22 protein-coding genes are annotated in these 25,606 nt (G+C 70.6%); 9 read left to right on the top strand and 13 right to left on the bottom strand.

What is annotated here, in order from left to right; genetic code table 11:
• Positions 1-89 precede the first annotated feature (89 nt).
• Genes hutH through hutI form a run of 3 tightly spaced genes read left to right on the top strand, consistent with a single transcriptional unit; the run spans position 90 to position 4,445 of the window.
• Positions 90-1,631: a histidine ammonia-lyase gene (hutH, locus tag RI211_RS14555; RefSeq protein ID WP_315638310.1), complete on the top strand. Its 1,542-nt coding sequence runs from the start codon at positions 90-92 to the stop codon at positions 1,629-1,631.
• Positions 1,624-3,282, top strand: coding sequence for a urocanate hydratase (hutU, locus tag RI211_RS14550; protein ID WP_315638311.1), 1,659 nt, complete (start codon positions 1,624-1,626; stop codon positions 3,280-3,282). The genes hutH and hutU overlap by 8 nt, the downstream gene beginning before the upstream one ends.
• Positions 3,279-4,445, top strand: coding sequence for an imidazolonepropionase (gene hutI / locus RI211_RS14545; protein ID WP_315638312.1), 1,167 nt, complete (start codon positions 3,279-3,281; stop codon positions 4,443-4,445). The genes hutU and hutI overlap by 4 nt, the downstream gene beginning before the upstream one ends.
• Positions 4,446-4,457: 12 nt before the next feature.
• On the opposite strand, the gene RI211_RS14540 is transcribed toward hutI, so the two are convergent.
• The 4 genes from RI211_RS14540 to RI211_RS14525 are packed head-to-tail and all read right to left on the bottom strand — an operon-like array spanning position 4,458 to position 9,509.
• Complete coding sequence (locus RI211_RS14540; RefSeq protein ID WP_315638313.1) at positions 4,458-6,326, bottom strand: glycogen debranching N-terminal domain-containing protein; 1,869 nt, start codon at positions 6,324-6,326, stop codon at positions 4,458-4,460.
• Positions 6,323-7,162 carry a carbohydrate ABC transporter permease gene (locus RI211_RS14535; protein ID WP_268776569.1) on the bottom strand — a complete coding sequence of 280 codons (840 nt, stop codon included), beginning with the start codon at positions 7,160-7,162 and terminating at the stop codon, positions 6,323-6,325. The genes RI211_RS14540 and RI211_RS14535 overlap by 4 nt, the downstream gene beginning before the upstream one ends.
• On the bottom strand, positions 7,159-8,256 hold the full coding sequence (locus RI211_RS14530; RefSeq protein WP_315638314.1) for a carbohydrate ABC transporter permease: 1,098 nt from the start codon (positions 8,254-8,256) through the stop codon (positions 7,159-7,161). The genes RI211_RS14535 and RI211_RS14530 overlap by 4 nt, the downstream gene beginning before the upstream one ends.
• Positions 8,257-8,258: 2 nt before the next feature.
• Complete coding sequence (locus RI211_RS14525) at positions 8,259-9,509, bottom strand: sugar ABC transporter substrate-binding protein (RefSeq protein ID WP_280568692.1); 1,251 nt, start codon at positions 9,507-9,509, stop codon at positions 8,259-8,261.
• Between the two features lie 116 nt (positions 9,510-9,625).
• Between RI211_RS14525 and RI211_RS14520 the strand changes: the two genes are divergently transcribed.
• Positions 9,626-10,630: a LacI family DNA-binding transcriptional regulator gene (locus RI211_RS14520; protein WP_315638315.1), complete on the top strand. Its 1,005-nt coding sequence runs from the start codon at positions 9,626-9,628 to the stop codon at positions 10,628-10,630.
• Positions 10,631-10,661: 31 nt separating this feature from the next.
• On the opposite strand, the gene RI211_RS14515 is transcribed toward RI211_RS14520, so the two are convergent.
• Both RI211_RS14515 and RI211_RS14510 read right to left on the bottom strand, forming a co-directional pair.
• Positions 10,662-11,576 (bottom strand): agmatinase family protein, encoded by a 915-nt coding sequence (locus RI211_RS14515; RefSeq protein WP_315638316.1) that lies wholly within the window; start codon positions 11,574-11,576, stop codon positions 10,662-10,664.
• Position 11,577: 1 nt separating this feature from the next.
• Complete coding sequence (locus RI211_RS14510; RefSeq protein ID WP_315638317.1) at positions 11,578-12,855, bottom strand: DUF445 domain-containing protein; 1,278 nt, start codon at positions 12,853-12,855, stop codon at positions 11,578-11,580.
• A 36-nt stretch (positions 12,856-12,891) separates the two neighbouring features.
• On the opposite strand from RI211_RS14510, the gene RI211_RS14505 reads away from it, so the two are divergent.
• Entirely contained in the window at positions 12,892-13,164 is a 273-nt protein-coding gene (locus RI211_RS14505) for a metal-sensitive transcriptional regulator (RefSeq protein ID WP_025102619.1), read from the top strand.
• A gap of 29 nt (positions 13,165-13,193) precedes the next feature.
• Here the strand turns inward: RI211_RS14505 and RI211_RS14500 are convergent, their stop codons facing one another.
• On the bottom strand, positions 13,194-14,582 hold the full coding sequence (locus RI211_RS14500) for an aspartate aminotransferase family protein (RefSeq protein WP_315638318.1): 1,389 nt from the start codon (positions 14,580-14,582) through the stop codon (positions 13,194-13,196).
• Between the two features lie 15 nt (positions 14,583-14,597).
• The gene (locus tag RI211_RS14495; protein WP_315638319.1) at positions 14,598-16,082 is read right to left on the bottom strand and encodes a CoA-acylating methylmalonate-semialdehyde dehydrogenase; all 1,485 of its coding nucleotides are present in this window, start codon (positions 16,080-16,082) and stop codon (positions 14,598-14,600) included.
• Between the two features lie 98 nt (positions 16,083-16,180).
• On the opposite strand from RI211_RS14495, the gene RI211_RS14490 reads away from it, so the two are divergent.
• Positions 16,181-17,722: a PucR family transcriptional regulator gene (locus RI211_RS14490; RefSeq protein WP_315638320.1), complete on the top strand. Its 1,542-nt coding sequence runs from the start codon at positions 16,181-16,183 to the stop codon at positions 17,720-17,722.
• 9 nt (positions 17,723-17,731) lie between these two features.
• On the opposite strand, the gene RI211_RS14485 is transcribed toward RI211_RS14490, so the two are convergent.
• The 5 genes from RI211_RS14485 to RI211_RS14465 are packed head-to-tail and all read right to left on the bottom strand — an operon-like array spanning position 17,732 to position 22,332.
• Positions 17,732-18,199: an Lrp/AsnC family transcriptional regulator gene (locus RI211_RS14485; RefSeq protein ID WP_315638321.1), complete on the bottom strand. Its 468-nt coding sequence runs from the start codon at positions 18,197-18,199 to the stop codon at positions 17,732-17,734.
• Between the two features lie 54 nt (positions 18,200-18,253).
• Positions 18,254-19,414, bottom strand: coding sequence for an acyl-CoA dehydrogenase family protein (locus RI211_RS14480; protein WP_315638322.1), 1,161 nt, complete (start codon positions 19,412-19,414; stop codon positions 18,254-18,256).
• A complete protein-coding gene (locus tag RI211_RS14475) occupies positions 19,411-20,169 on the bottom strand; it encodes an alpha/beta fold hydrolase (RefSeq protein WP_315638323.1) in 759 nt (252 codons plus the stop codon). The genes RI211_RS14480 and RI211_RS14475 overlap by 4 nt, the downstream gene beginning before the upstream one ends.
• Positions 20,170-20,209: 40 nt before the next feature.
• Positions 20,210-21,127, bottom strand: a complete 918-nt coding sequence (locus RI211_RS14470) for a sugar kinase (protein WP_315638324.1) — start codon at positions 21,125-21,127, stop codon at positions 20,210-20,212.
• Positions 21,124-22,332, bottom strand: coding sequence for an MFS transporter (locus tag RI211_RS14465; RefSeq protein WP_259954066.1), 1,209 nt, complete (start codon positions 22,330-22,332; stop codon positions 21,124-21,126). Before RI211_RS14465 ends, RI211_RS14470 begins: the two co-directional genes overlap by 4 nt.
• 377 nt (positions 22,333-22,709) lie before the next feature.
• Here RI211_RS14465 and nrdH point away from each other — a divergent pair, with 377 nt between their 5' ends.
• Genes nrdH through nrdE form a run of 3 tightly spaced genes read left to right on the top strand, consistent with a single transcriptional unit; the run spans position 22,710 to position 25,576 of the window.
• Positions 22,710-22,943 (top strand): glutaredoxin-like protein NrdH, encoded by a 234-nt coding sequence (gene nrdH / locus RI211_RS14460; protein WP_017202656.1) that lies wholly within the window; start codon positions 22,710-22,712, stop codon positions 22,941-22,943.
• 57 nt (positions 22,944-23,000) lie between these two features.
• Positions 23,001-23,435, top strand: coding sequence for a class Ib ribonucleoside-diphosphate reductase assembly flavoprotein NrdI (gene nrdI, locus RI211_RS14455; protein ID WP_315638325.1), 435 nt, complete (start codon positions 23,001-23,003; stop codon positions 23,433-23,435).
• Complete coding sequence (nrdE, locus tag RI211_RS14450; protein WP_315638326.1) at positions 23,432-25,576, top strand: class 1b ribonucleoside-diphosphate reductase subunit alpha; 2,145 nt, start codon at positions 23,432-23,434, stop codon at positions 25,574-25,576. The genes nrdI and nrdE overlap by 4 nt, the downstream gene beginning before the upstream one ends.
• Positions 25,577-25,606: the final 30 nt, after the last annotated feature.

The following is a 25,606-nucleotide window of genomic DNA, read 5'->3' as shown; positions in this document are numbered from 1 at the left end:
CGTGGTCGGTCTCCGAGGTGTCTGGTATCACAGACACAGGTTCCCACGAAGCCTCGTCCGCGTCGACTCCATGGGTGTGGAATCGAGACATGAGCGATCCTGCCCCTGTCATCGTCGGCGCCGCCCCTCTCTCCCCGGCGGAGGTCGTCCGCGTCGTCCGTCACGATGCGCCCGTCGTCGTGGATCCCGCTGCGCTGGCGAGGGTCGCCGAGAGCCGCCGTGTGATCGACGGCCTCGCCGCGGACCCGCACCCGCACTACGGGGTGTCCACCGGCTTCGGCGCGCTGGCGACGACTTTCATCGCTCCTGAGCGGCGACTGCAGTTGCAGGCGAGCCTCATCCGCTCCCATGCCGCGGGGACCGGCGCCGAGGTGGAGCGGGAAGTGGTGCGCGGGCTCCAGCTGCTGCGCCTGCAGACGCTCGCCTCGGGGCGCACGGGCGTGCGTCCTGTCGTGGTCGAGACCTACGCCGCGCTGCTCAACGCGGGCATCGTCCCCGTGGTCCGCGAGTACGGGTCGCTGGGGTGCTCCGGGGATCTCGCCCCGCTCGCCCACATCGCCCTCGCGGCGATGGGGGAGGGCGAAGTGCGCGACGCCGCCGGGCGTCTCGTCGACGCGGCCGACGCCCTCGCCGCGGCCGGCATCGCTCCGCTCACCCTCGTCGAGAAGGAGGGGCTGGCCCTCATCAACGGCACGGACGGCATGCTCGGCACCCTGGTGCTCGCGCTCCACGACCTCGAGACGCTGCTGCTCACGGCGGACGTGGCGGCGGCGATGTCGGTCGAGTCGCAGCTCGGCACCGATGCCGTGTTCGCGGCCGACCTCATGGCGCTGCGTCCGCAGGCGGGCCAGGCGGTCTCCGCCGGCCACCTCCGGGCGCTGCTCGCCGGCTCGCCGATGGTCGCGAGCCACAAGGGCCCGGAAGACGGCCGTGTCCAGGACGCGTACTCCCTGCGCTGTTCCCCGCAGGTGCACGGCGCCGCGCGCGACACGCTCGGGCATGCGGCGATGATCGCGGAGCGCGAGCTCTCCAGCGTGATCGACAACCCCATCATCACCTTCGATGGGCGCATCGAGTCCAACGGCAACTTCCACGGGGCCCCGGTCGCCGCCGTCCTCGACTTCCTGGCGATCTCCATCGCCGACGTGGCCTCCGTGTCCGAGCGCCGCACCGACCGGGCGCTGGACCCGGCCCGCAGCCACGGGCTCCCGCCGTTCCTGGCGGCGGAGGTCGGCGTCGACTCCGGTCTGATGATCGCGCAGTATGCGGCGGCCGGCATCGTCTCGGAGCTCAAGCGCCTCGCGGTTCCGGCCTCGGTGGACTCCATCCCGTCCTCGGCGATGCAGGAGGACCACGTCTCGATGGGCTGGGCCGCGGCGCGGAAGCTGCGGCGCGCGGTCGACGGCCTCTCGCGGGTCCTCGCGATCGAGATCCTCACCGCGGCCCGTGCGCTCGACCTGCGCGCGCCGCTGCAGGCGGGCCCGGCGACCGGAGCCGTGCGCGACCTCGTCCGCACCGTCGCCGCAGGCCCCGGACCTGACCGCCACCTCTCGCCCGAGATGGAGGCCGTGACCGCCCTCGTCCAGTCGGGCGCCGTCGCCCGTGTCGCAAAGGAGCACATGCATGACTGAGGACACCGCAGCGCGTACGGTACGCGCAGCCCGAGGTGCCGAGCGCACCGCGAAGAGCTGGGGCGCGGAAGCGGCCAAGCGCATGCTCATGAACAACCTCGATCCCGAGGTCGCCGAGCACCCGGAGGATCTCGTCGTCTACGGCGGGACGGGCAAGGCGGCGCGCAACTGGGCGGCGTACGAGGCGATCGTCCGCACGCTCGACGAGCTGGAGCCGGATGAGACGCTCCTGGTCCAGTCCGGGAAGCCGGTGGGGGTGTTCCGCACCCATGAGTGGGCACCGCGCGTGCTCATCGCCAACTCGAACCTCGTCGGTGACTGGGCGACCTGGCCGGAGTTCCGTCGCCTGGAGGAGCTCGGGCTGACGATGTACGGCCAGATGACCGCCGGCTCCTGGATCTACATCGGCACGCAGGGCATCCTGCAGGGGACGTATGAGACCTTCGCCGCTGTGGCCCGCTCGCTGGGCCGGGATTCCCTGCGGGGCACGCTCACGTTGACCGCCGGCGCCGGCGGTATGGGCGGGGCGCAGCCCCTGGCGGTGACCCTGAACGAGGGCGCGGTCCTGATCGTGGACGTCGACGAGACGCGGCTGGCGCGCCGCGTCGAGCACCGGTACCTCGACGAGTACACGACCGACCTCGATGCGGCGGTGGCCCGGGTCGTCGCGGCGAAGGACGCCGGTCACGCCCTCTCGGTCGGCGTCGTGGGCAATGCCGCGGAGGTCTTCCCGGAGCTTCTGCGCCGGGGCGTGCCGATCGACGTCGTGACCGACCAGACCAGCGCCCATGACCCGCTCGCCTACCTGCCGATCGGTGTCGACGTGTCCCGCTGGAAGGCGGAGGCCGCGCGCGATCCGGAGGAGTTCACCCGGCGGTCGAGGGAGTCCATGGCCGCCCACGTCGCCGCGATGGTCGGCTTCCAGGACGCGGGGGCGGCGGTCTTCGACTACGGCAACTCGATCCGCGCGGAGGCGCAGCTCGGGGGCTTCGACCGGGCGTTCGCGTTCCCGGGCTTCGTCCCCGCCTACATCCGTCCGCAGTTCGAGGAGGGGCGAGGACCGTTCCGCTGGGTGGCGCTCTCCGGAGACCCGGAGGACATCTTCAAGACGGACCGTGCGATCGCCGAGCTCTTCCCCGAGGACGCCGCGCTGCACCGCTGGCTCGACAAGGCGGGGTCGGCCGTCCACTTCGAGGGGCTGCCGGCGCGCATCTGCTGGCTCGGCTACCAGGAGCGACACCTCGCCGGGCTGAAGTTCAACGAGATGGTCGCGTCGGGAGAGCTCTCCGCACCGATCGTCATCGGCCGCGATCATCTCGACTCCGGGTCCGTCGCGTCCCCGTACCGGGAGACCGAGGCCATGAAGGACGGCTCCGACGCGATCGCCGACTGGCCGCTGCTCAACGCTCTCCTCAACACCGCCTCCGGGGCCTCGTGGGTGTCGCTGCACCACGGAGGCGGCGTGGGGATCGGCCGCTCGATCCATGCCGGGCAGGTGACGGTGGCGGACGGTTCGGCACTCGCCGCGGAGAAACTCGCGCGCGTGCTGACCAACGACCCCGGGACCGGCGTGATGCGGCACGTGGATGCCGGGTACGACCACGCCAAGGAGGTCGCGCGCGACCGCGGACTGAAGGTGCCGATGCTGTGACGACCACCCTCATCACCGGGATCGGGGAGCTGACGACCAATGTCGCCGCCGAGGGCGATCCGAGCGGCACGCTCAGAGACGCCGCCGTGCTGATCGACGGCGAGCGGATCGTGTGGGTCGGTCCGTCCGCGGGAGCCCCCGCCGCCGACGAGGTCGTCGACGCCCGGGGGAGGGCCGTGATCCCCGGATTCGTCGACAGCCACAGTCACCTCGTCTTCGGAGGCGATCGCGCGGCGGAGTTCGAGGCGCGCATGGCGGGGCAGCGGTACGCGGCGGGCGGCATCCGCTCGACGGTGCAAGCGACCCGGCCGGCGAGCGACGACGAGCTGCGGAGCCGGCTGCGTGGCTTCATCGAGGAGCTGCGGACGCAGGGCACCACCACGGTCGAGATCAAGAGCGGCTACGGTCTCGCCGTCACGGAGGAGGAGCGCCTCGTGCGCCTCGCCGCCGAGGTGACGCCAGAGGTCACCTTCCTCGGGGCGCACGTGGTACCGGCAGAGTACGCCGACGATCCGGATGCCTACGTCGACCTCGTCGTGGGGCCGATGCTCGACGCCTGCGCCCCGCACTCCCGGTGGATCGACGTGTTCTGCGAGACCGGCGCCTTCACGGTGGCGCAGTCGCGACGGATCCTCGAGGCGGGCATCGCCCGGGGTCTCGCTCCTCGCGTGCATGCGAGCCAGCTCGGCCCGGGCGATGGCGTGCGGATGGCGGTCGAGCTCGGGGCCGCCTCCGTGGATCACGGCACCTACCTCACCGACGCGGACGTCGCCGCGCTCGCCGCGTCGGACACGGTGCTCACGCTGCTGCCCGGCGTGGAGTTCTCCACGCGTCAGCCCTATCCGGACGCCCGCGGGCTCCTGGACGCGGGGGTGACCGTGGCCCTCGCTTGTGACACGAACCCGGGGTCGAGCTTCACATCGTCGATGGCCTTCTGCATCGCCATCGCCGTGCGCGACATGGGTATGACGACGGCGGAGGCGGTCTGGGCCGCCACGGCCGGCGGGGCGCGCGCGCTCCGGCGCGACGACATCGGCCGGATCGCCCCCGGTGTGCGCGCCGACCTCGTGTTGCTCGACGCCCCCTCTCGCGTGCACCTCGCGTACCGGCCGGGGGTGCCGCTGGTGCAGCGCGTCTGGAAGGACGGGACGGCCGTCGTCTGACCGTCCCGCCCCTCACCGCAGGGCTTCGGCGCAGACCACGGCGGCAGCGGCGGACCATGCCTGCGGACGGCAGGCGGCCGGGTAGGGGACCGGTCGGCCGCCGTCGGCGCGGGGCTCGCCCGAGTGCAGCTCCGGCACGCGGTAGTCGAAGCCCTCGGCGAGATCGAGCAGCTGGGCGGCGATGCGTCCGGCATGATCGGTGAGGCCGGCGCGGAGCATCCCGTGCACGGCGATCGCGGTGTCGTGGGTCCACACGCTGCCGCCGTGGTAGCTCAGCGGCCAGTATCCCGAGGCCTCCGTGGACATCGTGCGGACGCCGTAGCCGCTCGACATCGTCTCGCCGACGAGCAGTTCCGCGCAGGCGCGCTCCTCGTCCGGATCGAGCAGCCCGGTGCCGATGAGATGGCCGATGTTGCTGGTGAGCGTGTCGACCGCGGCGCCGTGGGCGTCGAGGGCGATGGCGGGGTACCGCCCCTCCGGCGTGGTGACCCAGTAGGCCTCCCGGAAGCGTCGCCGCAGGTCCGCCGCCCACGAACGCAGGTCGTCACCGCCGGCTGCGCCCAGCTCGTCGAGGAGCGCTGCTCCGCGCACTGCGGCCTCGTAGGCGTATCCCTGCACCTCGCTGAGCGCGATCGGACCTTCCGCGAGACGGCCGTCGCGCCACTGGATCGAGTCGCCGGAGTCCTTCCAGCCCTGATTCGCCAAGCCGTGGCCCGACTCATCCGCATAGTCGATGAAACCGCTGCCGGAGGCGTCGCCGTGCTCGATCATCCACGTCACTGCGGCGCGCAACGCGGGTTCCAGGTCCTTCAGCTCCGTGATCGTCAGGCCGGCCGCGCGCGCGTCGGCGAGGAGGCAGATCCACAGCGGTGTCGCGTCGACCGTGCCGTAGTAGAGCGGAGGCAGCAGCACGCCCTCGCCGGGGAGGGAGAGCTCCGCGCTGCGGAGCTCGTGCGCGATCTTGCCCGGGGCCTCCGCGGTGCCGGGGTCGTGCACCGTGCCCTGGAGACGCGCGAGCACCCGCAGGGTGGAGGCGGCGATGTCGCGGTCGGCGGCGAGGGCGAGACGGGCCGCCCAGATCGAGTCCCGTCCGAACAGGGTGAAGAACCAGGGGGCGCCCGCGGCGTAGAACGCCTCGTCCGGCTGATCCGGCAGGGCCAGTCGCAGGGCATCGAGGTCGGCGCAGGCGCGCTCCAGCCAGCGCGCGGCGCGAGGGTCCGCTCCGGTGGGGACGGGTCGGACGCCGGCTGTCCGTGGCGACGACGTCACGACCAGGGTCGGATCGTCGAGGTCGACCGACCACGTCACCTCGACCTCGCCGCGCGGAGGGACGGTCACCCGCCAGGCGAGCAGCATCTCCCGACCGTCGATCGACACGGCGGCGTCCACAGCGCGCAGCGTGAACGACGCCTGCCCTGCGCGGCAGCGCTCGCCGTCCCACGACCACTCCTCGCCCCCGGCCACCCCCGCCTTGACGAGCTGCAGGGGGGTGAAGTCCGGGCGGATGCGCACCGTGAGCTCGGCCGTCACCTCGTGCATCAGGTGCGAGGACACCCGCAGGGTCTCGGTCAGTCTTCCCGCCTCGACGGTGCGATCCCGGTCGAGGCGCACCTTCGGATCGGCGGCGGCATCGTCGAGTCCGCGCAGCAGGCCGGTGAACAGCGCACGCTGCGGGACCGGCGCCGAGCAGGCGATGGCTTCCAGGGCGGTGCCCCGCACCTCGAGTCCGATCGCGGCGATGTGACGGACGTCGCCATGGTAGACCCCGTGGATCGGGGCGCCGCCCACGTCGCCGTCGCGGTCGGACCAGACCTGGGTGGGGGCGTCGAGCACGACCACGGCGTCGTCGAGCAGCGGCTGGAGGTGGGGGCGGTCGGTCATTCCTTGACGGCTCCTTCGGTGGAATTCATGATGCGACGCTGGAAGATGAAGAACATCACGGCGACGGGGATCGTCATGATGAGCGCCGCGGCGAGCTTGAGCGGGTACTGGGTGCCCTGGCTGAGCTGCCCGCTGGCGAGCGAGGCGACACCCTTCGTGAGGGTCGTCAGCGCGGGGTCGTTCGTGGACACGATGAAGTGGCTGAGCTCGTTCCACGACCCCTGGAACGACAGGATGACGATCGTGATGAGGGCGGGCGTCGCCATCGGGAGCACGACCGACCAGAAGGTCCGGAACGCACCGGCTCCGTCGATCCGCGCCTGCTCCTCGACCGAGACGGGGATCGACTCGAAGAAGTTCTTCATGATGAAGACGCCGGCGGCGTCGACCAGCAGAGGCAGGATCATGCCGGCGTAGGAGTTGAAGATGCCGAGCTGGTTGATGACGAGGAACTTCGGGATGAGCAGGACGACGGTCGGCACCGACATCACGGCGACGAGGGCCGCGAACACCACTCCTCGACCGCGGAAGCGCAGACGCGCGAGCGCGTATCCGGCCAGGGAGTTGAAGAACACCCGTCCCGCGGTGACGAAGATCGTCACGATGGCGCTGTTGACGAACCACGAGGGGAAGTCGGAGTTGGCGAAGAGCCGTTCATAGGCGGCGAACGTCCACGACTCCGGGAGCAGGTTCACGCCGGAGCTCGCGGCGTCCTCGTCCGTCTTGAAACTCGTGAACACCTGGATCAGGAACGGGTAGATGTAGATGACGGCGAGCACGATCAGCACGGTGTACAGCACGATCTGCCAGGTCAGCTGCGTGCGCGAGAGCCTCATGACGTCCCTCCCTCGCGCGCGACCTCGTACGCGCGGATGCGGCGCCGCGATACCGGCCGGTCGCGCAGCACCCAGCGCTGCAGCAGCGTGAAGATCACGATGATGACGAAGAGGATGAAGGCGATCGCCGCCCCCTGACCCCACTCCTGGTCCGTGAACGCCGTCTTGTACGACAGGTACGCCGGGGTGAGGGTCGTCTTGCTGGGGGCGCCACGGGTGCCGGTATAGATCTGATCGAACACCTGCCAGCAGCCGATGAGCCCGAGGGTGAGCACCGTGAACAGCGTCGGCCGCAGCTGCGGCAGGGTCACCCGCCAGAACCGCTGCCACCCGTTCGCCCCGTCCATCATGGCCGCCTCGTCGACGTCCGCGCCGAGATTCTGCAGACCGGCGAGGAAGAGCAGCATGAAGGTGCCGGAGGTCGTGAAGATGGCCATCAGGATGTAGGCGCTCATGGCGATCGACGGACCGGCGAGCCACTCCCACCAGGAGATGCCCAGCATCCCGCCGCCGGTGAGCGCGGCGGGTCCGGTGTCGATGCCGATGCCGCTGAGCGCGAGATGCAGGATGCCGCGGGGGTCGTTGAACCAGTTCGGACCGTTCAGGCCGAACCAGGCGAGCACGCTGTTGACCGCTCCACTCGCGGAGAACAGGAAGAGCCAGAGCACCGTGATCGCCACCGAGCTCGTGACGGAGGGGAAGTAGTACGCGGTCCGGAAGAACCCGCGGCCGCGCAGCACCGCTCTGTTCACCAGGACGGCGAGGAACAGGGCGATGGCCGTCTGCAGGGGCACGACGAGCAGCACGTACCAGGAGTTGTTGCGCAGTGCGGTCCCGAAGTCCTTGGTCGCGAGGCCGCCGTCGGCCAGCACGGCCGAGTAGTTCTCGGTGCCCACGAACGAGACCGACGGCGAGAGGGGGCTGCCGCGCCCCGCCCAGTCCGACATGCTGACCCAGAGGGCCATGAGCACGGGGACCAGCAAGAAGACCCCGAGGATGAGGATGACCGGCGCCGTGAAGAGCCACCCGGCTGCGGCCTCGCCGCGGCGGAGTCCGGAGGCTCCCCCGCGGCGAGACGGGGCGTGTCCCGCCATCGCTACTCGACGATCGCTTCGAGGTTCGACTGCACGGTGTCGAGGATCTGTGCGGGGTCTCCCGTCTTCAGCGACTCGAGCTGCGCGTTGAAGTCGGCGATCACGTCCGCAGCGCCGTCCTGGTTGGGCGGGAACTGCGCGTAGTCCGCACCCGCGAGGAAGGGCGCGAGGTCCGGGTTGTCCGCGGTCCACTGGTCGGCGGCGGAGGTGATCGACGGCATCGGGCCGAACGCCTTCGAGAAGGCGAGCTGGCTGTCGGCACTGGTGAGGTACTCGACGAGGTCGAGGGCCGCCTGCTGGTTGGGGCTGTCGGCAGCCATGCCCCAGCAGTTCGTGAACTGCAGGGTGCCCTGGCCGCCGGGTCCTTCGGGAAGCTCGGCGACGGTGTAGTCCACGGAGCCGAAGTCGTTCGCCATCGCACCGGTGATCCAGTTGCCTTCGATCACCATCGCGGCCAGCTCCTTCCCGAGTGCCTCGCCGCCCCAGCCGGCTCCGACGTCCTTCGCGTAGGCGAAGGTGCCGTCGACGAGGTGGGTCTGCACGTACTCCAGCGCCTCGACGTTCGCGGGGTCGTCCGCGATCGCCGTGCCGTCCTTCACGAGCCCGCCGCCGGCCTGCGCCATGAACGTGCCGACGCGCTGGTACTCGGCGCCGAAGGCCAGACCCACGTGGTCGGCGGTGGTGAGCTTCTGCGCGACGGCCGCGAGGTCGTCCCAGCTCTTCGGGAGGTCGGCATCGGTGAGTCCGGCCTCCGCCCACATGCGTGTGTTGATCACGAGCGCGAGCGTGGAGAAGTCCTTCGGCGCGCAGTAGAACGTGCCGTCGAGGGTGAAGTTCTCGACGAGGGAGGGGTAGAAGTCGTCCTTGTTCGAGAGCTCGTCGCCGTACGCCTGGAGGGAGCCGTTCGAGGCGTACCCGGCCATCTGCTCCGGTGCGAGGTAGAAGAGGTCGGCGGGGTTCCCGGCGGCGAAGCCCTGGGAGAGCTCCTGCGCCAGGTCGCTCGCCACCTGGAGGTCGACCTCGGTGCCGGACTCCTCGGACCAGGCGTCGAGCGCCGACTGCACTGCGGCGGTCTCGGCGTCGCCCGACGAGCCGATGAGGATCGTGAGGCCGTCGTCGGAGGAGGTGAGGTCCGTGTCGCCCTCGCTCTGCTCCTCGCCTGAGAACCCGGAGCCGCACCCGGTGAGCACGAGGGTGGTGGTGATCAGGACCGCTCCGGCGCCGAGCCAGGCGCGTGTGGTCTGCCGTGTCATGTCTCTCTCTCCTTTGATGAGGGCCGGCGGGCAGGAATTTGAACGATCAAACTCTGCATGGAATACGCTAGGTGCGGCAGTGCGGACGTGTCAAGCCGCCGGGATCGAGGAGTGCGATGGCCAAGGCCCCCACGGTGGAGGATGTGGCGGCACACGCCGGCGTCTCCCGCCAAACGGTGTCGAACGTCCTGAACACCCCGGACATCGTCCGGCCGGCCACCCGGGAGCGCGTGCTCGCCTCCATCGACGAGCTCGGCTACCGTCGGCACGCGGCGGCCCGCCGGCTGCGCCTGCGTCGGAGCTCGACGATCGGCATCCGGCTCGACCCGTACCTGGGCGGGATCTCGGGGGTGGTGCTGGATCGGTTCGTGCACGCCATCACGGAGCGGTCGAGTGATCGCGGCATGCGCATGCTCGTGTACGCGGCACGGACCCCGGAGGAGGAACTCGGCCGGCTCGCCGAACTGTGGGACGGATCCGAGATCGATGCGGCGATCCTCACCGGCACCGTGCGCGACGATCCCCGCGTCACGTGGCTGGACGCGCTCGGTCTGCCCTTCATCTCCTTCGGACGGCCGTGGGGAGATGACGACATCTCCGATCCGATGCATCTCTGGGTCGACGTGGACGGCGCGGCGGGCACCAGGGCGGCGACGACGTATGCGCTCGAGCACGGGAGCGCGGTGACCTTCCTGGGCTGGCCGTCGGGGTCGGGCACGGGGGACGATCGAGAACGCGGGTGGCGCGAGGCCGTCGCGGAGGCGGGGGCGCACGGCGCCAGGGTCGTCGCCGAGGACTCGGTTCCCGCGGCGCGTCGGGCGATCACCCGGGCGCTGGAAGACGGCATCCGGGCGGACGCCATCGTCTGCGCCAGCGACTCGCTCGCCGTGGGGGCCCTGCTCGGCCTCGCCGACGCCGGGAAGACCGTCCCGGTCATCGGGTTCGACAACACGCCCACCGCCGAAGCCTTGGGATTCTCCAGCGTCGAGCAGCGACCGGAGGATGTGGCGGAGGCGATCCTCCATCTGCTGATGGGGCCGACGGGGGACGTCGTCGCGCCGCGTCGGGTCGAGTCCGGCTCGGCGCACGCGCTCATCACGCCCGAGCTCGTCGTGCGCTGACGCTCGGGCGCCCCTCCGGACTCCGAGCGGGCTAGCGTGCCGCGAGGCCGGCGAGCAGCTCGAGCACGCAGAGGGCCGCGAGTCGCACGGTGCGACCGTCCTCGGCATCCGCTGTCGCATCGACCTCGGCGATGTCGGCGCTCCGGACCCGCGGGTCGGCGGCGACACCGCGCGTGAGGGCGCGCAGCTCCCACGCCGCCAGGCCTCCGGGGACGCTGGCCGGGCATCCCGGGGCGACCGCGCGGTCGCACACGTCCACGTCGATGTCGAGGTGCACGCGGGGCCCGACGCCCGCCCCCGCGATCTCGACCGCCTCGGCCACGACGTCGGCGATCCCGCGACGGCGCACGTCGTCGAGCGTGACGACCCGGATGCCCCAGTCCGCCGCCCGGCGCGCGTAGGCGGCGGAGTTCGCGAAATCGGCGAGGCCGATCTGCACGATCCGAGTGGGGTCGATGCGGGCGGTGGGGAGGCCGGACGCCGCCGGGGCGTCTTCGACGAGTCGCCGCACCGGTGTGCCGTTCGAGACGCCGTCGCGCAGGTCGAAGTGGGCGTCGAACGTGATCAGGCCCGTGGCCTCCGCCCCGAGGGCGACAGGGTAGGTGAGGGAGTTGTCGCCGCCGAGAGCGATGACGAGGTCGGACGCTCGCGACAGCTCCCGGACCCGCTCGATCGTCCGTGCCTCTCCGGTGTCGCCGTCCGGCTCCGGCACGTCCCCGGCATCCGCGATGCGGAGCACCTCGTCCAGGTCGATCGTCGGCGGGCCGAGCACGGTCGTGCCGTAGCGGGGGAGCGCCTCGCGGATCGCGGCCGGCGTCGCGTGTGCTCCGGTCGGGGACAGCGAGGTGCGCCAGGTCGGGACGCCGAGGAGCACTGCATCGGCCGTGTCCTCGAACGCGGGCCAGGCCCCGGCGCGCGGCCAGAGCGGATCGTGGGACAGCGCCATGTCAGACTCCCGGGATCAGGGCGTGGGCGACGGTGAAGATCGCGAGGCCGGCGAGGGCGCCGACGACGGTGCCGTTCAGGCGGATGTACTGCAGGTCGCGACCCACCATGAGCTCGATCTTCTCGGTGGTCTCGGCGGGATCCCAGCGCTCCACGGTGTCGGTGATGATCGAGGCGATGTCGTGCCGGTACCGGTCGACGAGGAAGACGGCCGCGTCGGAGACCCACGTGTCGACCCGGCGCTGCAGGGCGGCGTCGGTCGTGAGCCGCTCGCCGACCTCCTGCAGGGCCTGCACGGCGCGACGCCGCAGCCCGCTCTCCGGGTCGGCGAGGGAGGTGAGGAGTCCGTTCTTGGCGGTGTTCCAGGCCTCCGCCGCCAGGGCGCCGACGCGCGGGCTGTCGAAGAGCGCGGCCTTGGCGTTCTCCAGCTTCTCGCGCGTCGCGGGGTCGTTCTGCAGCGCATCAGCGAGGCGGGACAGGTACCCGTCGATCGCGAGGCGGGCCGGATGCCTCGGATCGGCCTGCACGGCGCGGACGAACTTGACCGCCTCGTTGTACACCGTGTCGTCGATCAGGCGGTGCGCGATCTTCGGCATCCACCCGGGGAGTCGTCGGGAGACGAGTCCGGCGAAGGACGCGGCGTTCGCGTCGAGCCACCGCCCGATGCTGTCCACCGCGAGGTCGACAGCGCCGTGGTGCGCTTCCGCGTCGACGATCTTCTCCAGCCACGCTCCGGCGGGCGGCCCCCACTCCGGTGCGACGAGGTGCTCGCGGGCGAGGTCGGCGAGGAGGTCGCGCACGTCGTCGTCGCTCAGCGCGTTCAGCACCGCCGTCGCGACCGTCGCGCCCTCGGCAGCGACCCGCTCGGCATGCGGGGTCTCGCGGAGCCACTCGCCGGCGCGGAGGGCGATCGCGGTGCTGGTCAGCTTGGTGCGCACGACGTCGGCAGCGAGGAAGTTCGTCTCCACGAACTCGCCCAGCGTGCGGCCGATCTCGTCCTTGCGGTTCGGGATGATCGCGGTGTGCGGGATGGGCAGGCCGAGCGGACGGCGGAAAAGCGCCGTGACCGCGAACCAGTCCGCCAGCGCGCCGACCATGCCGCCTTCCGCCGCGGCTCGCACGTAGGCGAGCCAGCCGACCCGCTCCTGGAACGCGAACGCGACGATGAAGGCGAGCGCCATGAAGATGAGGGCGCCGAGCGCGACGGCCTTCATCCGCCGCAGCGCGCGCCGACGCTCCTGGTCGGCGACGGAGAGCAGCGTCGTGGGTGTTCGCGGCATGACGTCATCCTTTCACGGGGCGAGTAGCCTCGATACGTGATCGAAGACATCAAGAAGCGCGCTCTGCACCGCACCAGCATCCTCGAGGGTCAGATGCGCGGTGTCGCGCGGATGATCGAGAACGAGGAGTACTGCATGGACATCATCACGCAGTCCCGCGCGATCCAGCGCTCCCTCGAGTCGCTCAACCGTCTGCTGTTGGAGAACCACCTGCGCACCCACGTCACCCACATGTTCGAGGACGGCGGCGAGGAGCGCGACAAGGCCGTCGGCGAGCTCCTCAAGGCGTTCGACTTCGACCGCAAGTAGCGTCCGGCGGGGGGGGGGGGGGGCGCCTCTCAGCCGACCGCGTACCCGTCGGCGACCGTCAGCGCCTCCTCGATCCCGGCCAGTCCCCGCACCAGCTCCGCCTCCTCGATCACCAGCGGCGGGGCGATGTGCACGCGGTGGAAGTGCGTGAAGGGCCAGACTCCTGCCCGCTTCGCGGCGGCTGCGAACGCGGTCATCGGCGCGGCATCGGTACCGGTCGCGTTGAACGGCACCAGCGGCTCCCTGGTCTGCTGGTCCCGCACGAGCTCCACCGCCCAGAACAGGCCGCGGCCGCGCACCTCACCCACGCTCGGATGCGACGATGCCCACGCGCGCAGCGTCGGGCCGACGATCCGCTCACCGAGGTCGCGTACCCGTTCCAGGATGCCGTCGCGGCGGAACACCTCGAACGTGGCGACACCGGCCGCGCAGGCGAGAGGGTGCCCGGAATACGTGAGCCCGCCCGCGAACGGAACGGTGTCGAAGGCTGCGGCGATGCGGTCCGAGATCACGACGCCGCCGAGCGGGACGTAGCCCGAGTTCACCCCCTTCGCGAAGGTGATCAGGTCGGGGCGCCCCTCGAAGGCGTCGATGCCGAACCATTCGCCGAGCCGGCCGAACCCCACCATCACCTCGTCGGCGATGAAGACGATCCCGTAGCGGTCGCACAGCGCGCGCACCCCGGGCAGATAGCCGGGCGGCGGGAGCAGCACGCCGTTGGTGCCGACCACCGTCTCGACGATGATCGCGGCGATCGTCTGCGGGCCCTCGAGCTGGATGGTCTGCTCCAGATGCGCGAGGGCGCGCTCCGTCTCCTGCTCCGGCGTCTCGCTGTGGAACGGGGAGCGGTACAGGTACGGGCCGAAGAACCGCACGGCGCCGGTGTCCGTGACGTCGTTCGCCCAGCGACGGGGGTCGCCGGTGAGGGAGATCGCGGTGGCGGTGGAGCCGTGGTAGCTGCGGTACATCGACAGCACCTTCCGGCGACCGGTGGCCTGCCGGGCCATGCGCACCGCGTACTCGTTCGCCTCCGCGCCGCCGTTCGTGAAGAACACCTTCTCGAAGCCGTCCGGGGCGACCTCGGCGATGAGGCGCGCGAGCTCACCCCGCACATCATTGGCCATCGACGGCTGGATGGTCGCGAGCCGCCCGGCCTGCCGCTGGATCGCGGCGACGAGGTCCGGGTGCTGATGGCCGAGGTTGAGGTTCACGAGCTGGCTGGAGAAGTCGAGGTAGGCGGTGCCCTCGTAGTCCCAGAACGTCGAGCCCTGGCCGGCGGCGACCGGCAACGGGTCGATCAGCGCCTGGGCGCTCCAGGAGTGGAAGACGTGGGCGCGGTCGTCGGCGCGCACCTGCGCTTCGGCGTCGGGGGCGGGGAGCGGAGAGGAGACTCCGTGGCGGTCGGTGAAGGTCGTCATCGTGATCGCTCCTCGTCAGTGGTTGCTCGGGAAGCCGAGGTCGATCTGCGACGGGGTGTGGTCGGGCCACCGCGTCGTCACGACCTTCGACCGCGTGTAGAAGTGCACGGACTCCGGGCCGTAGATGTGCGCGTCGCCGAAGAGGGAGTCCTTCCACCCGCCGAAGGAGTACGCGCCGACGGGCACCGGGATCGGGACGTTGACGCCGACCATGCCGACCTCGATGTCGAACTCGTACTGCCGTGCCGTCCCGCCGTCGCGCGTGAAGATCGCCGTGCCGTTGCCGTAGGCGTTCGCGTTGACCAACGCGACGGCCTCCGCGTAGGAGCCCACGCGCACGACGGACAGGACCGGGCCGAAGATCTCGTCGTCATAGACGCGCATGCCAGGGGTGACCTCGTCGATCAGGCTCACGCCGAGGAAGAAGCCGTCGCCGTCGAACTCCGCGCTCGTGCCGTCGACGACGACCCTGGCGCCCTCTCCGGGGGCTCCCGCGACATACGAGGCGACGCGATCACGGTGCTCCGCGGTGATGAGCGGGCCCATCGCGCTCGCCGGGTCCGTGCCGGGGCCGATCGAGAGGCCGTCGATGCGACGGGCGATCGCGGCGACGAGGTCGTCGGCGATGTCGCCCACCGCCACGAGCACGGACACCGCCATGCAGCGTTCGCCCGCGGAGCCGTAGGCCGCGGAGACGGCGGCGTCGGCGGCCGCGTCGATGTCGGCGTCGGGCATCACGACCATGTGGTTCTTCGCGCCGCCGAGCGCTTGGACGCGCTTCCCCGCGGCAGACGCCCGCTGGTAGATCGCCCGGGCGATGGGCGTTGATCCGACGAAGCTCACCGCCTGCACCCGCGGGGAGTCGAGAAGCGCGTCGACGGCCTCCCGGTCGCCGTGCACGACGTTGAGGACGCCGTCCGGCAGGCCCGCCTCGTGGAACAGCCGTGCGAGCCACACCGCGGCGGACGGATCCTTCTCACTGGGCTTGAGGACGACGGTGTTGCCACAGGCGATGGCCGAGGCGACCATCCACAGCGGCACCATGACCGGGAAGTTGAACGGGGTGATGGCGGCGACCACCCCGACCGGCTGCTTGACGGAGTGCACGTCGACCCCGCGGGCGACCTGCTCGCTGCGCTCGCCCTTGAGCAGATGTACGAGGCCGGCCGCGAACTCGACGTTCTCGATGCCCCGGGACACCTCGCCGGCCGCGTCGGACAGGACCTTGCCGTGCTCGGACGTGACGATCGCCGCCAGCTCGTCCGTGCGCTCCGTGAGGAGCTGGCGGAGCCGGAAGAACACGTCGGCGCGTTTGATGAGGCTCGTCTCCCGCCACGCCGGGAGTGCCGCAGCCGCGGCGGCGACGGCGGCGTCGACCTCGGCGGCCGAGGCGAAGGCGACCTCCTTCGTGACGGCTCCTGTGGCCGGGTCGAAGACGGGGCCGCGGCGCGCCGCAGCGGCCGTCTCGGTGCCGTTGATGAGATGACGGACGGTGTCCACAGGCGCTCCTTCGCAGTGGGTCGCGTATCGCACACTCTGACCGAGGGTCGCTACGCTGGGGCTCGGCCCATGCTCACAGAGAACGGAGCCCGTGCAGAGTGGCAGAGCGTCAGGAGTTCTTCTTCGGTCGGACAGACCGTCCGGATCGGCGCCCGTCGGCGCTGCGCGTCGGGGACGTCCTCGCTCTTCCCGCGGTCCAGGAGGGAGCGCCGACCGTCCTCGTCGGCGGCCCGGCACTCGAGGCCGGGGTGCGGTGGGTCCACGTCTCGGACAGTGCCGACGTCGCCCGCCTGCTCGACGGCGGCGAGCTGCTGCTCACGACCGGCGCCGCCTGGCCGACCGGCACCGCAGCACTGCGCGTGCTCGTGGCGGAGCTGGCGGCGATCGGGGTCTCGGGCATCGTGATCGAACTCGGCCCGCGGATGTCCCGCGTCCCGGACGCGGTCATCGAGTCCTGCGCCGCCGCCGGTCTCGCCCTCGTCGCGCTCGCGGTGGAGGTGAAGTTCGTCGCGGTGACCGAGGCCGTGCACCGGGCGCTGATCGAAGCGCAGACCGCGGCGCTCCGCGAACGGCAGCGTCTGCATGATCTCTTCACCGCCCTCAGCCTCCGTGGCGCACCGGCCGACCTCATCGTGTCGGAGGTCGCCCGTGCGCTCGACGTCCCCGTCCACCTCGAGAACCTGGCAGGAGAGGTCGTCGCCGTCGAAGCTCTCCGCGTTCCGGTCGGCCAGGCTCTCCGTCCGCCCGGCCCGGATGGCGGTGACCGGGTGCCGGTGCAGGCGCGCGGTGTGCGCTGGGGCTGGCTCATCGCGGCGGACGGTCCACCGCATCCCGCCGGTCGCGCCACCGTCTTGGAGCTGGGGGCGACCGCCCTCGCCTTCGGTTGCCTCGCCGACGGGGAAGGCGCGTGGACCGTGCTCGCGCACCGCAGCCTCATCGAGGATCTCCTCGGCGCGCGCTTCGCCCGTGAGGAGGATGTCGAGGTCCGGCTCCGGCGGCTCGGGCTGGATCTCGCGGGCACCACCGGCACCGGGCTCGTGTTCCGCACCGACGAGGCATCGGACCGGCTGGTCGCCCGTGCGCGTGCGGCCGGTCTGGCTGCGGTGGGCTCGCGGCGCGGCGCCGACGTGGTGCTGCTCGTCGCGACCGGCGTCGGCGCCCTGTCCGATGCGGCCGTCCGCCACCTCTCCGGCGGTGCGCCCGCGATCCTCGGTCCGAGCGCCGAAGGCGTGCTCGGACTCCTGGCCTCGACCCGTGCCGCGCTCGACCTCGCCGCGCGGCCGTCCGGGGGTGACGTGCCGCCGGTCCGCCGCGTCGCCGACCGGCCGCTCGAGCGCCTCGTGTCCGCCCTGCGCGACGATCGGCGACTCCAGGCGCACAGCGAGCAGATGCTGGATCCGCTCGTGCGTCACGACAGGGATCGCCGAGGCGATCTGCTCGCCGTGCTCGCCGCTCTCGTGGCGCACCCGGGCAACCGCTCCGCCGCGGCGGCCGCGAGCCACCTCTCCCGCTCGGTGTTCTATCAGCGCCTCGCGCTCATCGGCGACCTGCTGGGCGCGGATCTGGACGACGGGGAGACCCTCGCCGCCCTGCACCTCGCCCTGCTCGCCCGCCGTCGTGATACGGCGCCGCCGCTCTGAGCGGGACGGTCAGCGTGTGCCCCAGGCGAACTGCTGCTTCTGGAGCTTCGCGTAGATGAAGGTCTCCGTCGACACCACGCCCTGGATCGGACGGATGCGGTCGTTGACGAGCGCCAGCAGATGATCGTCGTCCTCGCACACCGCCTCGACGAGCACATCGAACGATCCGACCGTGATCACGACGTAGTCGACCTCGTCGATGTGGGCGATCGCCTCGGCCACGCCCCGCGCGTCGCCGGCGACCTTGACGCCCACCATCGCCTGCCGGTGGAAGCCGAGCTGCATCGGATCCGTCACCGCGACGATCTGCATGATGCCCGACTCGGTGAGGCGCTGCACCCGCTGGCGGACGGCGGCCTCGCTCAGCCCCACGATGCGGCCGATCTCGGAGTACGAGCGGCGGCCGTCCTCCTGCAGCATCTCGACGATGGTCTTGGAGATCGCGTCGAGGGTGTGGTCCTTCTTCGACGGTGCCATGGTGTGATCCTGGCACTGCGGACGATCGCGGACAACGGGGTCCGCGTGCGCCGATCAGGCCTCGATCGGGCCGAGCCAGGCGCTCGCCGCTGTGGCGTGCGCCGACTCGGGATCGGAGGGGTGGAACGCGCCGGCGAGGACGTCGCGGTACAGCCGGGAGAGCTCGTTGCCGGAGAAGTACGAGCCGCCACCGGCCACCAGCATCGACTCGTCGACCACCTGCTTGGCCATCGTCACCGCCCGGTGCTTGACTCCCGAGAGCGCGGGGAACCAGCCGGCGCCGCGGTCCGTGCGCTCATCCACGTCGCGGGCGAGGGCGGCGATCTGCGGCGGGAGCGCGTCGTAGGCGAGGGCCATGTCGGCGATACGCCAGCGGATGTCCGGATCCTGGCTGTACGCGGTGCCGTTCTTCTTGGAGCGACGTCGGTGCGCCGTCGCCACGGCCAGCTCGAGGGCCCGGCGCGCGATGCCGGTGTAGACGGAGGCGAGGAGGATCTCGAAGACGGAGAAGATGCCGAAGACGATCGGGTCCGGGCTGGGTCCCGGGTCGATGCGCCGCACCACGTGCGCCGCATCCGCGACGGCGCCGTCGAGCCGCGTGGTCCGGCTCTGTGTGCCCCGCATGCCGAGGGTGTCCCAGTCATCCGCAGTGGTGACCGCGGAGGTGCGGTCGACGAAGGCGAACACGAGCTTCGGCGCGTCCGGGCTCGTGGTGTCGAGGCCGTGCAGCCCGAGCTTCGTCCACACGGGGGCGAGCGAGGTGAAGATCTTGGTGCCGGTGAAGGCGTAGCCGCCGTCGCCGTCCGGGGCCGCCGCCGTGTCGCTCCCGAACAGCACGAGGTCGTTGCCGCCCTCGCTGATGCCGAACGCGAAGACCTCTCCGGCCACGGCGCCGTCCTGCACGAACTCGAGACCGGGGACCCCGCGATCCGAGAAGACCTTGGCCACGCCGGTCCAGACCAGGTGCATGTTGATCGCCAGGGCCGTTGCGGGCGCGGCGCCGGCGAGCCGCTGCTGGAGGACGGCCGCCTGCTCCAGGCCGAGTCCCGCGCCACCGCGCTCCCGGGGCACGAGGATGGACAGGTAGCCGGCTGCGCGGAGCTCGTCGAGGTCGGCCTGGGGGAAGGTGTTCTCCCGGTCGTGGATCGGCGCGCGTTCGCGGATGCGGTCGAGCAGGTCGTCGGGAAGATACGCCGACGGGTCGAAGTCGTTCATGCCAGAGCCTCCAGGAGCTGTCGGATCGATTCCTCCGGGCGGTCGCGATGCACCGAGTGGCCGGCGCCGGCCACGACCGACAGGGAGATGCGGGGGTTGCTCGCGAGCACCTCGTCGGCGAGGGCTCCGGCGAAGATGCTGTAGACGGCGGGGTCGCCGCCGATCACGTGCGTGGGCACGGTCAGGCGGGCCGCGTGTCCGCGGACGTCCCACGGCTGATTCTGGGCGCTGGTCTGCTCGACCGCCCACGCACTCGCCCGCCGGACGGCGTCGACCTTGAGCTCCTGGTCCTGCGGGTGCCAGTGCGGATGCTCCTGCCGCACGGCGTCGAGGCGGTTGTCGGCGAAGGCGCGTTCCTGGCTGTGGCGGACGATGGCCGCGTCTCGCTGGTCGACGTGGATCGCGGGGTCGATGAGGACCAGGCGATGCGTCCAGCCCGTGTCGTCGGCGGCGGCCACCGTACCGGCCGCCCCGCCGAGCGAGTGCCCGACGACGGCGTCCCAGGTGCGCGAACCGGCAGGCCGCGTCGCGACGAGATCCGCGGCATACGCCGCGACGGAGTAGTCGAGGGCCCGCGGGGCGTCGCCGTGGCCGCGCAGGTCCACCGCCGTCGCGTGCCAACCGGCCGCCGCGAGAGCATCGCCGAGCCGCCACATGAGTGCGCCGGACGAGCCGAGACCGTGCACGAGAAGGGCGTGTCGCCCCGCCGCGGGATCGCCCCAGCTCAGGTGGGGGAGGGTGACGGGAGCGGGCATGGCACCAGCCTACGACCGCGCCAGGACGCGGCGGGCGGAGTCAGCGCGCCGGCTCCAGGGGCGGCAGGTCGGCCGCGATGCGGAGCACTCGCGCTGCGGCCTCGTGTCCTGCGGCCAGGCGGGTCTCGAGGTCGGCGCCGGCGAGCGTCGCGGCCAGGAACCCGGAGGCGAAGGCGTCTCCCGCACCGACGGGCTCCACCACGTCCACGGTCGGCGCGGGCACGAAGACCGGGTCCGCGTCGCCGGCGAAGGCCGTGGCGCCGACGTCGCCGTCCTTGACGACGAGCAGACCGCAGTGCGGAAGGTGCGCGCGGATCTCCGCGGCCGTCGCGGTGCCCCAGATGCGCTCGGCCTCGTCGCGGCCGACGAAGGCGATGTCGGCGGCGTCGGCCAGGCGCGCGAGGGTCGCGGCCGCCTCCTCGGGGCTCCACAGCGCCCGGCGGTCGTTCACATCGAAGGAGACGACGGCTCCGGCGGTGCGCGCGTCCGCGAAGAGCCGGTCGACCATCGCCAGGCAGGTCGCGGACAGCGCCGGGGTGATGCCCGTGGTGTGCACGATACGGACGCCGGCGAGCTGCGCCGGCGACAGGAATCCCGGTGCCATGCGGGAGGCCGCGGAGCCGCGACGGTAGTAGTAGACCGCCGAGGACTCCACGCCGGGATCCTTGAACATCACGCCGGTCGGCGCCTCCGCGTCGAGCTCGGTCCACAGCTCGACGCGACGCTGCTCCAGCTCCGTGGAGAGGCGGCGGCCGAGAGGATCGTCGCCGAAACGGGAGGCCCAGACGGCCCGGTGGCCGGCGGCCGCGACGCCGACGGCGACGTTCGCCTCCGCACCCGCGTGGGTGATCGACGCGGTGTCGGCGGTCGCGAGGTCGGCGCCGGTCGGCGTGATCAGCGCCATCGACTCGCCGACGCACACGATGGCGGGGGAGGAGGACGGGACGGAGGGGCTCATGAGGGGGTGACCGCCAGGGGCTCGGTATCGGGATGGGGGCTGGCGTCGCGGTGACGCAGATCGGGGAAGGACCGCACGAACACGATGGAGACGAGCAGTCCGACCGCCGCGAAGATGGTGGCGGCCAGGTACGCACCGCGCCAGTCGCCGACGTCGACGAGGAAGCCGGCGACCGCCGATCCGGCTGCGGCGCCGATGAGCTGCCCGGTGCCCGCCCAGCCGAAGGCCTCGGCGGTCTCGCTGAACTTCACACTGGCCGTGGTGATGGCGAACAGCACCGCGAGGGCGGGGGCGATGCCGATGCCGGCGAGGATGAGCGTGCCGCCCAGCCAGTAGACGTTGAGCATGACCATCGTGAGGGCGAGGCCCACCGTGACGATGAGCAGGCGGCGCGCCATCGCCCAGGGGCCGATCGGGATGTGGCCGAAGGCGAGGCCGCCGGCCAGGCTGCCGGCGGAGAAGACCGCGAGGACGAGACCCGCCGCGAGGCTGCCGTGCTCGAACGTCGCGACCACGCCGACCTCGACCGCGGAGCAGGCGCCGATGAGCAGGAATCCGATGACGGTCGCGAGGAGCACGGGCGGCTTGAGCACGACCGTGCCCAGGGCGTTGCGGCTGCGCGGGATGCGCACGCGGCCGACCTCGGGGGAGAGGATGAACCACGCACCGCCGGCGACGAGGACGATCGCCACCAGCAGCAGGCCCTCCATGGTGCCGACCTGGGTGGAGACGAGGGTGATGACGACCGGGGCCAGCACCCAGATGATCTCCTGCAGGGACGCGTCGAGGGAGAACAGCGGGGTGAGCTGACCGGCGTTCACGAGCTTGGGGTAGATGGTGCGGACGGCCGCCTGCACCGGCGGCGTCGAGAGGCCGGCGATCATGCCCAGAGCCATGTAGCCGGGGACCGAGAGGGGCAGCAGTCCCAGGCCGAGTACTGCGATGACGCAGACGGACAGGGTGAGGGTCAGCACGCGTCGCATGCCCCAGGCGCCCATCCACCGGCTGGTGATGGGGCCTGCGACCGCTTGGCCGACACTGGTCGCGGCGAGCACGAGGCCCGCCGATCCGTACGATCCGGTCTGCTGCTCGACGTGCAGCAGGATCGCCAAGGACATCATCCCGTTGGGGAAGCGCGCGGTGAGCTGGGCGGCGATCATGCGGCCCACTCCCGGCGTGCGAAGAAGATCCCGATAGCCCGCCACCCGACAACGGTACCGGGCGGCGGGGACGTCGGTGCGATGGGCCGGGGATGGACACGCCGCGACACGCCGTGGACACGCCGACGGGCGAATTCCACAGGCCTGGGGATGTCGGATGCCCCTCGTACGGTGCCTCCTGTGGATGGATCTCTCCCAGGCTCCTCCCAGCCGCGATTTCCCGCGGGTCGCCGACCCCGGGAGAGGGGGTCCGCCTGTGGAAGAAACGGTGGACAACCTGTGTTGTATCTGTAGAGAGCGGTGGAAAAACTACACGGATGTAACTACTACCCCTTGTGGTCGCACCGAATGTCCGTCCCTATATGTAGTATTGAGATCCCGGCGGAGGTCTGCCGGAGAAACCAGAGATTTGAGGGGTTCAGATGTCGATCACGGTGTACACCAAGCCTTCCTGCGTCCAGTGCAACGCGACCTACCGTGCCCTGGATGCCAAGGGCATCGAGTACGAGATCCACGACCTGTCGGAGGACCCGACGGCGCTGGAGCAGGTCAAGGCGCTCGGCTACATGCAGGCGCCCGTCGTCGTCACCGACGAGGACCACTGGTCGGGCTTCCGTCCCGACAAGATCGACGAGCTCGCGTCGCGCCTGGCGTAGTCCGACAGGCTCACCGACCCGGCCCTTCGACAGGCTCAGGAACCCAAGGAGAGAGCTATGAGCGCCGTCGCGACCGCAGCGCCGCTCCTGGTCTACTTCTCGAGCGTGTCGGGTAACACCGCGCGCTTCATCGAGAAGCTCGGGCTTCCCGCCCGACGCATCCCCCTCCACCGGACCGAAGAGGACCTCGTCATCGACGAGCCCTTCGTGCTGGTCACCCCCACCTACGGCGGGGGTGCCGGGCGCGGGGTCGAGAAGGGGGCCGTGCCCAAGCAGGTGATCCGGTTCCTCAACGACGAGCGCAACCGGCGTCACATCCGCGGGGTCATCTCCGCGGGCAACACCAACTTCGGCGACGCGTTCTGCCTCGCCGGCGACATCATCAGCCGCAAGTGTCACGTGCCTCACTTGTATCGGCTCGAGATCTTCGGCACACAGGACGACGTGGATCGCGTGAGCGACGGATTGGAACGACGGTGGAATCTTCAGTGACCGAGACAGTGGCATTCAAGGTGAACCCCGCATACGAGGGTCTGGACTACCACGCCCTCAACGCGATGCTGAACCTGTACGACGCGAACGGGAAGATCCAGTTCGACGCCGACAAGCGCGCCGCGCGGGAGTACTTCCTGCAGCACGTGAACCAGAACACGGTGTTCTTCCACTCGCTCAAGGAGCGCCTGGACTACCTCGTGGAGAAGGAGTACTACGAGGGCGCCGTCATCGAGAAGTACTCGTTCGACTTCGTGCAGAAGCTCAACGACCTCGCCTACTCGAAGAAGTTCCGCTTCGAGACGTTCCTCGGCGCGTTCAAGTACTACACGAGCTACACGCTGAAGACCTTCGACGGCAAGCGCTACCTCGAGCGCTTCGAGGACCGCGTCGTGATGACCGCGCTCGCCCTCGCGGACGGCGACGAGAAGCTCGCCATGAACCTCGTCGAAGAGATCATCTCCGGTCGCTTCCAGCCGGCCACCCCGACCTTCCTCAACGCGGGCAAGGCGCAGCGCGGCGAGCTCGTCAGCTGCTTCCTGCTGCGCATCGAGGACAACATGGAGTCGATCGCCCGCGGCATCAACTCCGCGCTGCAGCTCTCCAAGCGCGGCGGCGGCGTGGCCCTGCTGCTGTCGAACATCCGCGAGTCGGGTGCCCCGATCAAGCAGATCGAGAACCAGTCCTCGGGCATCATCCCCGTCATGAAGCTCCTCGAAGACAGCTTCAGCTACGCCAACCAGCTCGGCGCGCGTCAGGGTGCGGGTGCGGTGTACCTCAACGCCCACCACCCCGACATCATGCGCTTCCTCGACACCAAGCGCGAGAACGCCGACGAGAAGATCCGCATCAAGACGCTGTCGCTCGGCGTCGTGGTGCCGGACATCACGTTCGAGCTCGCCAAGAACGACGAGGACATGTACCTGTTCTCGCCGTACGACGTGGAGAAGGTCTACGGCGTCCCGTTCGGCGACATCTCGGTCACCGAGAAGTACCGCGAGATGGTCGACGACCCGCGCATCAAGAAGACCAAGATCAACGCGCGCGAGTTCTTCCAGACCGTCGCCGAGATCCAGTTCGAGTCCGGCTACCCGTACGTCATGTTCGAGGACACGGTCAACAAGGCCAACCCCATCAAGGGGCGCATCAACATGTCCAACCTCTGCAGCGAGATCCTGCAGGTGAACACGCCGACCACCTACAACGACGACCTGTCGTACAAGGAGATCGGCAAGGACATCTCCTGCAACCTCGGCTCGATGAACATCGCGCTGTCGATGGACGCCGACGACCTCGGCCAGACGGTCGAGACCGCGATCCGCGCGCTCACCGCGGTCAGCGACCAGAGCCACATCGGCTCGGTCCGTTCGATCGAGGACGGCAACGACCGGTCGCACGCGATCGGCCTCGGCCAGATGAACCTGCACGGCTACCTCGCCCGCGAGCACGTGTTCTACGGCTCGGAGGAGGGTGTCGACTTCACGAACATCTACTTCTACACCGTGCTGTTCCACGCGCTGCGCGCCTCGAACCAGCTCGCGATCGAGCGCGGCACGACGTTCGACGGGTTCGCCGACTCCACCTACGCGTCCGGCGAGTTCTTCGACAAGTACATCGACCGCGCCTGGGTGCCGGAGACCGAGAAGGTCAAGGAGCTCTTCGCGGGCAAGCACATCCCGACGCAGGAGGACTGGGTCCAGCTCAAGGCGTCGATCCAGGAGCACGGCATCTACAACCAGAACCTGCAGGCCGTGCCGCCGACCGGCTCGATCTCCTACATCAACAACTCGACCTCCTCGATCCACCCGATCGCCTCGAAGATCGAGATCCGCAAGGAAGGCAAGCTCGGTCGCGTCTACTACCCGGCGGCGTTCATGACGAACGACAACCTGGAGTACTACCAGGACGCGTACGAGATCGGCTACGAGAAGGTCATCGACACGTACGCCGCGGCCACGCAGCACGTCGACCAGGGTCTGTCGCTGACGCTGTTCTTCAAGGACACCGCCACCACGCGTGACATCAACAAGGCCCAGATCTACGCATGGCGCAAGGGCATCAAGACGATCTACTACATCCGTCTGCGTCAGCTGGCGCTCGAGGGCACCGACATGACCGAGTGCGTCTCGTGCATGCTCTGACACTTCGACAGGCTCAGTGACCCAGGAACT

Source organism: Microbacterium meiriae, assembly GCF_032364335.1.
GTDB classification, from domain to species: domain Bacteria; phylum Actinomycetota; class Actinomycetes; order Actinomycetales; family Microbacteriaceae; genus Microbacterium; species Microbacterium meiriae.
Note: the sequence above shows the minus strand (reverse complement) of the source record. Positions and strands in the feature narration are given on the sequence as shown.

Excerpts from the sequence above, each read along its gene's own strand:
- hutH (WP_315638310.1), top strand. The coding sequence starts at position 90 with ATGAGCGATCCTGCCCCTGTCATCGTCGGCGCCGCCCCTCTCTCCCCG.
- hutU (WP_315638311.1), top strand. The coding sequence starts at position 1,624 with ATGACTGAGGACACCGCAGCGCGTACGGTACGCGCAGCCCGAGGTGCC.
- RI211_RS14540 (WP_315638313.1), bottom strand. The coding sequence starts at position 6,326 with ATGACCGACCGCCCCCACCTCCAGCCGCTGCTCGACGACGCCGTGGTC.
- RI211_RS14535 (WP_268776569.1), bottom strand. The coding sequence starts at position 7,162 with ATGAGGCTCTCGCGCACGCAGCTGACCTGGCAGATCGTGCTGTACACC.
- RI211_RS14530 (WP_315638314.1), bottom strand. The coding sequence starts at position 8,256 with ATGGCGGGACACGCCCCGTCTCGCCGCGGGGGAGCCTCCGGACTCCGC.
- RI211_RS14525 (WP_280568692.1), bottom strand. The coding sequence starts at position 9,509 with ATGACACGGCAGACCACACGCGCCTGGCTCGGCGCCGGAGCGGTCCTG.
- RI211_RS14520 (WP_315638315.1), top strand. The coding sequence starts at position 9,626 with ATGGCCAAGGCCCCCACGGTGGAGGATGTGGCGGCACACGCCGGCGTC.
- RI211_RS14515 (WP_315638316.1), bottom strand. The coding sequence starts at position 11,576 with ATGGCGCTGTCCCACGATCCGCTCTGGCCGCGCGCCGGGGCCTGGCCC.
- RI211_RS14510 (WP_315638317.1), bottom strand. The coding sequence starts at position 12,855 with ATGCCGCGAACACCCACGACGCTGCTCTCCGTCGCCGACCAGGAGCGT.
- RI211_RS14500 (WP_315638318.1), bottom strand. The coding sequence starts at position 14,582 with ATGACGACCTTCACCGACCGCCACGGAGTCTCCTCTCCGCTCCCCGCC.
- RI211_RS14485 (WP_315638321.1), bottom strand. The coding sequence starts at position 18,199 with ATGGCACCGTCGAAGAAGGACCACACCCTCGACGCGATCTCCAAGACC.
- RI211_RS14480 (WP_315638322.1), bottom strand. The coding sequence starts at position 19,414 with ATGAACGACTTCGACCCGTCGGCGTATCTTCCCGACGACCTGCTCGAC.
- RI211_RS14475 (WP_315638323.1), bottom strand. The coding sequence starts at position 20,169 with ATGCCCGCTCCCGTCACCCTCCCCCACCTGAGCTGGGGCGATCCCGCG.
- RI211_RS14470 (WP_315638324.1), bottom strand. The coding sequence starts at position 21,127 with ATGAGCCCCTCCGTCCCGTCCTCCTCCCCCGCCATCGTGTGCGTCGGC.
- nrdH (WP_017202656.1), top strand. The coding sequence starts at position 22,710 with ATGTCGATCACGGTGTACACCAAGCCTTCCTGCGTCCAGTGCAACGCG.
- nrdI (WP_315638325.1), top strand. The coding sequence starts at position 23,001 with ATGAGCGCCGTCGCGACCGCAGCGCCGCTCCTGGTCTACTTCTCGAGC.